Source organism: Acidobacteriota bacterium, from assembly GCA_040754075.1.
In the GTDB taxonomy this organism is placed as follows: domain Bacteria; phylum Acidobacteriota; class Blastocatellia; order UBA7656; family UBA7656; genus JBFMDH01.
This window is the reverse complement of record JBFMDH010000051.1, coordinates 1-11,728: the sequence shown is the minus strand read 5'-3', so window position 1 is coordinate 11,728 and position 11,728 is coordinate 1. Positions and strand designations below refer to the sequence as shown.

Annotated in this window: 12 protein-coding genes; 2 read left to right on the top strand and 10 right to left on the bottom strand. The window is 49.4% G+C overall.

Going from position 1 to position 11,728, the window contains the following annotated elements; all coding sequences use genetic code 11:
• Positions 1-87 precede the first annotated feature (87 nt).
• Positions 88-465: a hypothetical protein gene (locus AB1757_30250; GenBank protein MEW6131349.1), complete on the bottom strand. Its 378-nt coding sequence runs from the start codon at positions 463-465 to the stop codon at positions 88-90.
• A 489-nt stretch (positions 466-954) separates the two neighbouring features.
• On the opposite strand from AB1757_30250, the gene AB1757_30245 reads away from it, so the two are divergent.
• Together AB1757_30245 and AB1757_30240 are read left to right on the top strand one after the other, a co-directional pair.
• On the top strand, positions 955-2,514 hold the full coding sequence (locus AB1757_30245; protein MEW6131348.1) for a radical SAM protein: 1,560 nt from the start codon (positions 955-957) through the stop codon (positions 2,512-2,514).
• 96 nt (positions 2,515-2,610) lie between these two features.
• Positions 2,611-2,853: a hypothetical protein gene (locus AB1757_30240; GenBank protein MEW6131347.1), complete on the top strand. Its 243-nt coding sequence runs from the start codon at positions 2,611-2,613 to the stop codon at positions 2,851-2,853.
• Positions 2,854-2,879: 26 nt separating this feature from the next.
• On the opposite strand, the gene AB1757_30235 is transcribed toward AB1757_30240, so the two are convergent.
• The 9 genes from AB1757_30235 to AB1757_30195 all read right to left on the bottom strand — a co-directional run bounded on the left by AB1757_30235 (position 2,880) and on the right by AB1757_30195 (position 11,641).
• Entirely contained in the window at positions 2,880-3,416 is a 537-nt protein-coding gene (locus AB1757_30235; GenBank protein ID MEW6131346.1) for a hypothetical protein, read from the bottom strand.
• Positions 3,417-3,533: 117 nt separating this feature from the next.
• Positions 3,534-3,992, bottom strand: a complete 459-nt coding sequence (locus AB1757_30230) for a hypothetical protein (protein ID MEW6131345.1) — start codon at positions 3,990-3,992, stop codon at positions 3,534-3,536.
• A 371-nt stretch (positions 3,993-4,363) separates the two neighbouring features.
• Entirely contained in the window at positions 4,364-4,651 is a 288-nt protein-coding gene (locus AB1757_30225; GenBank protein MEW6131344.1) for a hypothetical protein, read from the bottom strand.
• A 99-nt stretch (positions 4,652-4,750) separates the two neighbouring features.
• Complete coding sequence (locus AB1757_30220; GenBank protein MEW6131343.1) at positions 4,751-5,365, bottom strand: ATP-dependent Clp protease proteolytic subunit; 615 nt, start codon at positions 5,363-5,365, stop codon at positions 4,751-4,753.
• A 135-nt stretch (positions 5,366-5,500) separates the two neighbouring features.
• A complete protein-coding gene (locus tag AB1757_30215; protein MEW6131342.1) occupies positions 5,501-5,740 on the bottom strand; it encodes a hypothetical protein in 240 nt (79 codons plus the stop codon).
• A 412-nt stretch (positions 5,741-6,152) separates the two neighbouring features.
• Positions 6,153-8,477 carry an APC family permease gene (locus tag AB1757_30210; GenBank protein ID MEW6131341.1) on the bottom strand — a complete coding sequence of 775 codons (2,325 nt, stop codon included), beginning with the start codon at positions 8,475-8,477 and terminating at the stop codon, positions 6,153-6,155.
• Positions 8,446-8,745, bottom strand: a complete 300-nt coding sequence (locus AB1757_30205; GenBank protein ID MEW6131340.1) for a hypothetical protein — start codon at positions 8,743-8,745, stop codon at positions 8,446-8,448. Before AB1757_30205 ends, AB1757_30210 begins: the two co-directional genes overlap by 32 nt.
• A gap of 285 nt (positions 8,746-9,030) precedes the next feature.
• Positions 9,031-10,527 (bottom strand): di-heme oxidoredictase family protein, encoded by a 1,497-nt coding sequence (locus AB1757_30200; protein MEW6131339.1) that lies wholly within the window; start codon positions 10,525-10,527, stop codon positions 9,031-9,033.
• 322 nt (positions 10,528-10,849) lie between these two features.
• The gene (locus AB1757_30195; GenBank protein ID MEW6131338.1) at positions 10,850-11,641 is read right to left on the bottom strand and encodes an amidohydrolase family protein; all 792 of its coding nucleotides are present in this window, start codon (positions 11,639-11,641) and stop codon (positions 10,850-10,852) included.
• Positions 11,642-11,728: the final 87 nt, after the last annotated feature.

Below are 11,728 nucleotides of genomic sequence, written 5' to 3'. Positions count from 1 at the left end.
CTTTTCGTTGTCGAAACAGCGAAATCCCTTTGCGGAGGTACTACTTATGCTAAAAAAAAGATCAACTGGGTGCGTTCGTTTGGATCATTAAACCGGTTCGCAATCCTGTGCCTCGTCAGGCTCAAAATGTTCAATCAATCTGCCCAAATCCGCGAGGCTTTCAATCGGCGGACTGAGCGCCGCGCGCTGATGGTTCGGGCAGTCGCCGATCAGCGCCAATTCGCCTTTGGCGTTCAGCGTAAATTTCAATGAGCCGTCGGTGCTGGTGGCGATGACCACGACGGTGAACTCGCTGTCTTCCAAGCGCCGTTCGAGTTGATAGGACGCCGCAGCTTTCGGTAAGAGTTTTTCAAGGGCGCTTTCAATCTTTTGCGCTCTGCGTTTGCGTTTTTTGAGTTCAGCCTGCTGGTATTTGCTCTGCGCCTCAGCCCAGGCGGCAAGCGCGTATTCCTTCAAGGTTTTCAAATGGCGTTCTCCCGAAATCGATTTGCACTGCTGCAAGCGAGGCGCAAGTCTATCAGGCGGGTTTGAATTCCAGGTTATGAAAGTGTTAATTGAGTGTAAATATTTACCCTGACCCGCGTTTATTTCTGTCGATTCAAGCGATGAACCACAGCTATTTCAGTTTACCTCCCTGGTGAATTAGGTTTGTACTATTACACAGCGGATGATAGGGTGAAATTGTGATCGGCATCATTCACGTCTGACTAAACGATAATATTTAAAATTTGATGTTTTTGAGTCTGAAGACAGATAAGCAAGACACGCCTGATTGAAGCCCACAGTGACTGGTGTAAGTGTCTGCCCGTTAGCCGGGATCATCTCTCTACAAGCTTAATCACCTCTCAAACGGTTGCGACGATTAGCCGCCGGCTTTCATCGAAGCAAAAAGTTTCTCGATTCCTACTGACCATAGGTTTCCAACAACTTGTCCTTACGTAAAGAAAGGAGTTCATGAAAATTTTACTTTTCAATCCCGATAATGGGATTTCGCGCAACTTCATGCCGCATTTATGGATGTTTCTGCTTCAGGCATTGACGCCTCCCGAACATGAAGTGGTGTTGATTGATGGCAATGCCAAGCCGATGAATGAAGCGGATATTGCGAAATTCGTGCGCGAGGAAAACATCGGACTGGTCGGCATCGGAGCCATGACGCGAATGATTGCCAAAGCCTACCGCATGGCTGATGCCATTCGCGCAATCGGCGTGCCTGTTGTAATGGGGGGACCTCATGTAACCGAAATGCCGGATGAAGCGCTCGGTCTGGGCGGCGGGCGGCGACACGCCGACGCTGTGGCACTTGGGGAAGCCGATGAAACCTGGCCGCTCATTGTCGCTGACGCCGTGCGCGGTCAACTCAAAGAAATCTATGCGCCTTTGGATGCGACGGGCAAAGAACAAAAGCCCAGTCTTCAACCCTATCCGGCAATACCCTGGGAAACTATGGACTTGGCGCAATTCAATCTGGTTCCCAAAATGTTTTCCCGCTGGCTGAAAAAATTTGCCAGCGGTTGGGGAAGCTTTCGCCTGATTCCGATGGAAACCGGGCGCGGTTGTCCTTACGGTTGCGAGTTCTGCACGGTCACAGGTTTTTTCGGAGATTCCATCAGGTTCCGTTCAAATCAAAGCGTCGTCGATGAATTGTTGCGCCTGAAAGCCCGCGCGCAAAACGAAGGCGGCAAAATTGCCGTGTTTTTTATTGATGATAATTTCGCCATCAATCCCAAACGGACCAAATCCCTGCTGCGCGATATCATTGCCGCTAACGCCCAGGTGTACTGGGTTGCGCAAATCAGCGCCAATCTGTTACGCGACGAAGAATTGGTTGACCTGATTGCCCAGTCGGGCGGCAAATGGATATTTATCGGCATGGAATCCGTAGACCCGATTAACCTGGCTGATGTCAACAAGGGCTTCAACAAACCCAACGAATATCAGGCGGTGCTTGAACGGCTTGCTCAACGTAATATTCACGCCATCACTTCATTCATCTTCGGAATGGATAATGATACGCCGGGGGTGGCGGATCGAACGCTGCGACAAATACGCAGTTGGCCGCCGGGTCTGCCGGTATTCGGACAACTCACGCCCTTCCCCTCAACGCCGTTATATGCCCGTTTAAAAACTGCCGGCAGACTGACACGGCCCACTCACTGGCTGGATTTTGCGCCTTACCAGATGGCACATACGCCCTTGAAGATGACGATTGCCGAGGCGCAGGCTGAACTCGAACACGCCTGGGCTTCTTCTTATAGCCCTGAGGCGATTGCCGGTGCCGTGCAAGCCTTAAATCATCAACCCCTCGGACACCGCATCAATATCCTGCTTGCCCGTTTATGTTTTCGGGGCATTTATTTTCCTCAAAAAGGAAAGTGGAGTTGGATGCGGTTGATTGCCCAAAATCGCCGCACCATTTTTAAACTGCTGCGTGAAGGTTGGCAGGGTCGTCGCCGACGCAAGCCACCAAAGGAATTGAGCCGTCCGGTATTTGATGCGGAACCCGGTGATTGATCGAGGGGGGTTGGTGTACGAGCCGGATTTGTAGAACGCTTTAGCGACAGTTGAAACCAAAGGGTTAATCACCAATCTCTATTTATAAGGAAACCTATGCTCTATGCGACTAAACCCCTGGTGATGCGGTGGCTTCAGGTTGGCAAAAAAGAAGGAGCCACCTATATGTTGCTGGTTGAAGACACCCTGGCAGAAGAGAACGTGCCGGTTTATGTTGCTGCAAATGAACAACTGAATGATAAGATGAAGCGCTTTAATGACGCGCATTCGATGCGCATCAAAGCGGTTTTCGATTTACATGCCGACCTGGAATCGCAACTGAACATTATCTATTGGTAAATCCTGACCCTGGGGTTGTAGAACCGCTAATTGAGTGACGCGCTTTTTTCAGGCTCATCGAAATCTGACTCCTGCAAAATGTATCCGAAAAACAGTTCCTGGCTGATTTGTCGAGCAGTATCCGAAAGACTGAGTTTATGGGAACGACAGAGTTGCGCCAGTTGCAACAGGACGGTTTTCGTCGCGGTGCGCAAGGTCAGCTTTTTGGTAAATAACTGGCTGTTGAGTCCCTTGGCGACTTTTTTGGCAATCAAGGCTTCAGACTTTATTAATTCTTCACATAACAACTGCACCTTGTCGCGATCATAATTTTCATTAAATGAAACGCCGTCCTTTGAAGCGCCCAGTTGCAATAATCGCTCTTGAGGTAACGTCTGTTCTCTATCTTCCCGCTGAAAAATATCATCCAGTTTTTCGTCAAGGATTGAACGCTTATATTTTTTTGAGCCTCGCTGTGCCCATAAAATCGTATATTCGGCATCGGTTACCGACATCACCACGCCAATACCATAGATGCCGGACATCACCGGGTCTTTATACACGATAGAATTACCGATTTTCATTCTCATAGTTCTCCTATAGCTGACCCAATGGCAGCCATTCAGGCAGCATTGCCAGCAGCGTGCCGTTGAATCTGCCGGTTCGCAGGCTCCCGAAAATCCGCTGGAACCGGCGGGCGATTACATTCGTCTCTCATCCGCAACCCGACTCGCCTGAGCCGGTTTTGTGCGCTCCTTGGCGTATCGCGCGAGCACTTCCTGCAACACCTTTTCGTCTACCATTTTGAGCATCTGGAAGTCCGGTTTGGCATCGGCAAACGGGCCGTCGTGATCCTTTGCCACCAACAGGTAGGCGTTTAAAATGCTTCTGGTAATCATCGACATCGGCAAGGAGACGCCAACCCGTTCGGCGCGTTCTTTCAGGCGTTTTGATGATTGGCTGACCAGGGCGCAGAGCATAAAGCCATTGACCTGGTCGCCGGTTTCTCGTTGACGAGGCAGCGGTTCACGCAATTGGTTGAGCGCAAGGTTTTTGGTTTTTTTCGCCACTTTAAGTTTTGCCGCATCATTCGGAATTTCCGTCACCACCGCGACGAGGGGTTCTTCACTACTTAGGGTATTCACATTATTAATGATCAAAACAGTCAAACCTCCATTCTAAAAAAAACATTCGACGCTTTACAAAAAGCTTGGAGTTAAGGACATCCCGATATATTGCGGTTGGCGGATGTGGCTTCAAGCCTTTCTATTTTGGCGTTGATCTTTTCACGTTCCGGCTGGGTTGCCAGTCGCTCCTCACCATCAGGCACCGGTTGAAATAAAAGCGGTTCAAATTCGGACGGCAATGGCGATTTTAAAAGTGCCTGGGCTGACTGTTCATTCCCGCTCCTCAAACGCCGCCACATCCTTCGACCGCTCAAGACCATCAAGCCTAAGAAAAGAATTCCACAGGCTGCTGTTATCACTCCCAGTGCGCTAGTCCATTGCATTGTTCACCTCTTTTCCATCAATCAATCGGATTTTGCCCGAAGCGCCATCATTCCGACATAGGTCAGGCGGATATTGACAATTCGATAAGGGGTCTGGGTGACTCCTCGTCTGACCAGATTGCCGCTCACTAATCCTTGAGATTTCAGATGAAGCAGGTATTCCAACACTTCCTCCGCTTCACATAGATGGTTCAGGTGCTCGTTGTGCATCGGCGGTAACCCTTGGTTTTGATGGTGATTAATTTCCTGTAGCATGGTGTGCATCAATTTTTGATCCAGGGTGGTGATTGCTTTTGTCTTACTGCTCATAATTTTTCAACCTATTCAAAGTTCTATTGACGCATTATCGTTGCGCTTAAATTTCCGGCTTGACTCCAGGGCTTACCCTTTCAGCTATGTGATTGAGCCTTAAACGGGAACCACAGTTTCAACCGCCGAGGCGACTCGCGACACATAGATGGCATCAATCAACCCATAATCGAGCGCGCGAGGCGCGTTTAAAATCAAATCCCGCTCGATGTCTTGTTCGATGCCTGCGCGACTTTTACGGGTATGGGTTGCCAGCAGGTGGCTGATGAGCGAGCGCAAGCGCAACATCTCTTCCGCATAAATTCCGATATCGGTTGCCTGCCCGCTGATGTTGCTGAGTGCCGGTTGTGAAATCACTATTCGCGCATTCGCTAAAGCAAACCGTTTCCCGTGTGTTCCGGCGGCAACTATCAATGCACTGCTGCTTGCAGCTTGACCGATGCAAATTGTGCAAATGTCGGGTCGGACGTATTGCATGGTATCGTAAATTGCAAGAACGGCAGTCATCGAGCCTCCCGGTGAATTGATATACAGAGAAATTTCTCTGTCGGGGTCTTCGCCCTCCAGAAACAGAATTTGCGCGATGACCAGATTGGCGAGATGGTCATCAATAAAACCGTTGACACAAATAATATTTTCAATCAGCAGGCTGGAAAATATATCCAACCGGCGTTCGCCCCGCGCTGTTCGTGTAATCACCTCTGGTATAAGCATACGGTGTAATCAATCGGTCAAACCTGGCTGATGCTGTCTGCTTTTCCCCAAAACATTCTGCTTTTAGGGTTATGCACTCGACGGTCTGGTTGCCTTGCTCGAAGAGGTATCGGATACCTCCGGCGATACACCCATTTACCGTTTCACAAACCAGATGCCGGTAATCCTTGCGCCTTTCGCGCTGGTGATTTGTGAGGCTTCCTCGAAGCTTTCGGCATAGCGTCCTTCTTCGCGTATGTTGCGCAGGTAATCGGCACCGAACCTACAGGCAGGCCCAAGGATAGTTGTGTTATCACTGATTTGAAATGCGTATGGTTGTTCGCCGGATGCCAGACGCTCCTCGGCGTCTTCAATATCTACCAAGCTGGTCATCATATTCCCTACCGCCTTTTGCTTGAAATTTGAGCCGGTTCAAATTCCGTTTAATAATGAAAGGTGAAGTCTAATGGCAATGTAGCGAATCATGATTCCGGACAGATTAATCGAATAACTGCCCCCTATCATTTGGATGGTTGAAGGTTGTCAGCATTAGGAAACTCCACAAGTGGCTGCTGTGGAGTCATTCGGCTACCACTTATACCGGATGGCTTCTACACTTTTGTAGACCCATCCAGCCTATACCTTGTGTAGACGGCGGTCAAGTTCAAAGCATTGTGGAGCCGTTTGAGGCTAAATCGGCGTGCAGAGAATTGGCACACTCACATCAAGAAAAAGTCCGGTTTACCGGCATCTCCGCCATCTCGCGTGTACCGGGGTTTTGATTTCTGGTTTAGAGAAGGGCAACGCCTTATTCAATCGTGGCGCGCTCATTTGGGGTTTCGGTTGCCATCACTTTGCCATTTTTTTCCTTTGCCCCTTCGCTTTCCAACTTGTAAAAATCGAGCATGACATCGGTTTGTGCGCGTAAATCGCGTTCAAGTCTGACGAGCGCCACACGCACAATATCGCGATGGTGGACGCGCTTGCGGCTTGGAATGCTGCTGACCTGCAACCAGAGCTTATGAATCAAAGCCAAATCGCTTTCGGTAAATTCAGGCGCATGGGCACCGAGATAAACGATGTTATCTTCACTGTCAGGAATGACGATTCTAAAACAGACTTGACGACGCGGTTTGCTGCCCAAGGCTTCCCACGAGCGACCGAGTTGTCGCGCCTGTTCCTGCGGGGTCATTTTATTTGAATGGCCTGCGACGATTTCCGCCGAATCCAATTGCAAAGCCATCTGAGCAACCGCATCAAAAATATTGGTTGCCGGAGCAATGACTAAATCCACCGGTTTGCCATGTTTTTCGGCAAGCGCCACGACGCGCGTAAAAAGTTTTTGTTCATAACTGGTAAACAGGTTTTCATCATAAATTTCGCTGGCTGCGCCATCGGGACCAGCGACGAGTCTGGTGGTCATCACCACAATATCCTGTTCATCCGTATTGACACTGACGAGCGCCTTTTCCAAATGACCCAGAGTGTTGAAATCGCGCACCGCGACCAGCACATTTCCGGGTCTGACGCCCATCACCTGCTGGTCGATGGTTTCATTCTGTTGCAACTGAAACTGGTCAAGCGCCGCAATCGTGCGATCTTGTTTTTGTCTATTCAAGCGTTCCGAGATGGTGAAAAGGATGAAAAAAACCGCTGTGAAAACGACACCGGAAATCGTCGCTACTTCTTTGGTCACCAGATTCACTAAGGCAATCGAAAGCAACACGAAGGCAATAAGAATCAGGCCAAAGGGAATTTCCGTTTTGCCGATTCGTAAATTGATAGGCACACGCCATTCGCGCCCTTCCGGTCTGCGAAAACGCAACACCACCGAAGCGATGGCATTAAAGGTGAAACTCCAAATCACCCCGAAGGCATAAGCTTCACCGAGAATAAAAATGTTGCCGCGCGAACCGATAATCGTAATGATTTGCAGGATGGCGATTAAATTGATGATGCGATAGGTGGTGCCATATTTTTTTTGCGGCGCGCGAAACCAATCCGTGAGTACGCCATCTTCGGAGACGCGGTTCAATACGCCGTTCGAGCCGATAATCGCAGTATTGACCGCGCCTGCGAGCATCAGGAAACCGACAATGACAACAAACACCTGAAACAAAAGTTTCAATGGCGTGGGACCTACAAAATTGACCGCCAGCCCCGAAATCAGGTTGTTCAAAAATTGCGGACGAATATCATCCGGGATAATTGCTGCCGCAAAAAATGAAACCAGCGAAGTGAATAACAGCGAATAAATAAAAATCACCCAACCGGCGCGTTGCAGATTTTTCAGTTTGGGATGTTCAAGTTCGCGGTTGACCTGCGCTAGCGTTTCTTCGCCGCTCATTGCCAGCACCGAATGACCAAACGCCATCATCACCCCGATAAACGCGACCACGCCGGAGATGTTTTCAAGGAAAACATAACGCCCGCCTTCTTCTTTCAGTTGACTCCAGCCATGTAACCAGCCGAGTCCGTTTTCATCGAAGCTTAAATTAGCCGGTACAGGAGCCGGCGGTAATTGCCCGCCGCGAGCAATTAAAGTGATGACGCTCCAGACAATCATAATCACCACCATGACGGTTGTGATGTACATAATTTTCAACGCATCATCCGACGATTCATGAATGCCTTTGATGTTGCGCCACCAGAAATACAGAGTAATCAAGATGGCGATGCCTGCGGCATAGAGGTTGATGTCTTCGGTTGACGGCGTCCAGGGGTAACCGAAGTAGGTCATCGACTGAGCAACTAAACCGACAATATATTGTCCGGCAGAGACTCCGGAAATCGGCCCCGTCAAAATGAAGTCAAAAATCAGTGCCGAGACACTCAACTTAGCCATTGTCCCGCCCATCGCTTCTTTGACGACGCGATAGACGCCGCCGCGCGTGAACATCGAAGACGATTCGATATACAAAGCGCGCACCGCGTAACTGAACAACATCACGCCGAGAATGAACCAGGGCGAAGCTTTGCCAATGAATTGTTCCGAGATGCCGCCGACATAAAATGCCGATGAGCCTAAATCATTGAGTACGATTGCTGCCGCGCGCCAGAACGAGATGAATGAAAGCATCACGGTCGTCGCCACGACCACTTTAACGCGAGTGTCTTTTTTCGGTATTTCCATGATTGTCTATTGCCGAATCCAGGTCTTCAACGGAACTGCTTTCTGCTTCGTCCAACGGCTGTTGTCGGCTTCTGAAGTTTAATAATTTCCCTTTGATTTTCAGGTGAAAGCTGCCGCACGCGGGACAACGATAGGCATAGATGCGGATTGAACTGTTGTTGATTGGCGCAAGTCCGGTTTGAAGAAGGATAGCGTTACCATCCCAGAAGCATTCGCTACAGAATATGACCTTGCCCTCAAGGTATAATTCGCGGCCTACAGAAAGCATATTGACTCTACAAAACCCGTTGTAAAGGGGTAAGACCAAGCAACCATAGTAAGCCGATTGGCATAAGGATTTTGTAAATATTTTATAAAGAGTTCATAAAAATTGAAGTAATGGCGAATGCGCTTCTACTGACGGTTGGGCAAAATTGTCAGGTGCAGGTGCCGGTAAAGGCTTGGAATTAGAAAGAAAATTTTCAAGGCGCAAAGCCTTTCAACTTTGCGCCTTGAAGTAGATTGAGCCGATAAAATTTATTGAGGTCGTGAAATCTTTATCTGCTTTGCCGTTTTAATCGCCTGAACCTTTCACCTTTCTCGCCTTTCTTAACATTTGTTGCAGTTGTGATTCGCTGACTTCGCGTGGTGAACCGTTCGGCAATACCTGTAGCTGTTTGAGAAATTCGACGATTTCCGCCTGTTGCTCTTTGGGAAGCGCCACGAAGCGTTCACGATGCGGACGCGCTTCGCCTGCGTGATGCACAATCGATTCGGTAATCGTAGTCAAATCGCCGCGATGCCCGTAGGGCGCGCTGTTGCCGACATCCCAAAGTTTACGCGTGAGAAACTGATTGGTCGGCACATAAGCCTGCACAACTTTTTCATTGCAATAAAACGGGTCTTGATCGTCACAGATGACGTGACGTTTCAAATCCGTAAAAGCGCGCACGATTGCGCTGCCCGATTCCGCGCGTTCGAGTCGCGGTTTGTCGATGTCTCTGGTGAGGTCGATGCTGCACACCACAGAGACATCCTGAAGCCGTAAGTTGCCAATCGGGTTATAAGGGTTGGGTTCGGTATAAACCGGCGAATTCAAAACCAGCGCCGGTTTATGACAATCCGTGCAACCGATTTCGGCAAACCGCGCTTCGCCGCGTGCAGCAGCAGCGCGCCGCGCCGGGTCATCTGCCAGCACGCGACCGGGCATATTCATTGCCGCTTGAAAAAGGGTTGCGGCGGTGATGTCACCAACGGTCAATTCATTGGCGACGCCATCTTCATCGTAATCTTCGGTGGCAATGATATTGCCGTGAAAATCTCTTTGACCGGGACTGAAGCGTTCGACCGCCTGCAAGCCGTGATGATGATTGAAGGCATTGACGGTAAAGACGCGCAACGAATTGACCACCCCTTTTTGATGAAAGGGTTTAATGATGAGGTCTTCGTCGATGCCTTCGATTTCGAGATAATTGACCGAATTATCAGGGTTGGCGGTAATCTGTCCGAAGTTGACGCCTTTGGTATCGAGACGACGAACGATCTGTTTGCCGGTGTTGCGCGCTTCGTTGAGCGCCGCCTGGCGGATATTCTGCAAATCGGCAGTCATCTCCCGCGCCAGCATTTCAATCGCGCCCGACCCGTTCATGCCGAGGGTGTTGCGTTCATTGGAAAATTCCGCTGACACGGAATCGGTCACCGGGTCGCGCAATTGTGCAAGCACGAAGACATTCGCCACAAAGCCGCCCGCGCCGCCGATGAACGGTTGATTATGACAATCGGCGCACGATGTCGCGTCGGGACCGGACACCCGTTGAAAGCCTTTGTCGTTGCTGATGTCGCGTTTGTTCGGTACGCCGTTGCCGGTCGATGCCGGTCGCCCCTGTCCATCCAGTTTATTCCAGGGCGCTACAAACATGTATTCGCCGATTTCAAGCAGCTTTTTCAACTTGATGGATTTATTTTCGATGTCGGATTGGCGCACATGTTCTTCCATCACCGGATGGTCGCCGATAGAGGTTTTCGCGCTATGCGACGCGTTTTGTGCCGCGACACTGCCAGTGGTTTTCATTAAAAAAACGCCGACACAGCAGGTTAAGATAATTGCTGATATTTTTATCGATTTGAGTGAACGTTTTTCGAGAGTCCCTAAATCATTAAACAAATGTGAGGATGTCGCGCATTTTTCTTGCCCGGAACTTCTGTTTATTTGCTCCATAGGTGTTCCTTTAGCGATATATATTTCGACTATTCAGGCGGGGTTGTGCTGAGGATTTGTCGAAGGGGCAACAAAAATGAGTTAAGCAAAACTGAGCGCAGCCATTATCTTTAAGCTCTCAGGTCAAAGTCAATAGTTTTCTCCGGTTGAATTTTAATAGGAAAATGACCGATTTTTACGGTTTTCCGGCGGCTTTACTTTTCATTTCAGCGCGCGCTCTGGCAACCATTTCGCGCACCTCGCGGGCAAGCTGAGGCGCATGAAAAATCACGCCATCCTTGATTGTCCATTCGACGCCGCCGGTTTTGACAACTTTTCCATCGCGGATTTCTTCAACACCAATCGGGTAAAGCAATTTGAAATTTTCCAGCGGGTTGCCATTCACGACAATCAAATCGGCAGCAAAGCCAACGCGCACGCGACCAAGATGGTCTTCCTGTCCGAGAATTTTCGCGTTGTTGCCGGTGGCGTGTTGAACGACTTTGAGCGGATGAAAACCGGCTTCCTGATGGAGTTCGAGTTCGCGTAGCAAACCGAAGCCATACATTTGATAAATGAATCCGGCGTCTTCGCCTGCGCCAATCAGCCCGCCGCGTTTTTCAAATTCCAGGAGCGCCTGCATCCAGAGGCGATAATTTTCTTTCCAGAAGCTTTCATCTACGGAAGTCCAGCCGATGAAATACGAACCGTGATTTGCCGGATTGGGCTTGAAATAGTCTTCCAGAACCGGATGCAGGTATTCGGCAAATGCCGGTTGGGTTTGTGCGCGTTGTAAATCGCGCGACGCTTCATAAATATCCAATGTCGGATTCCACGCAACCCCTGCTGAAACCATGCCATCGAGAACTTTCATTAATCGCTCCCAACTGGCTTCGCGCCAGAGCCTGCCGGCATAACGAAAGCGGTCAATTTCATTGTTGTAATTATCAATGGTTCGGACAAAAAATGAGATGAAAAAATAAGCCAATACCGATTAAATGGATGTTTCCAGACACCAGACAATCGGAGATTGGCTTATGACTTTCGTCAACCAGATTTTAGATCAGATGACCAA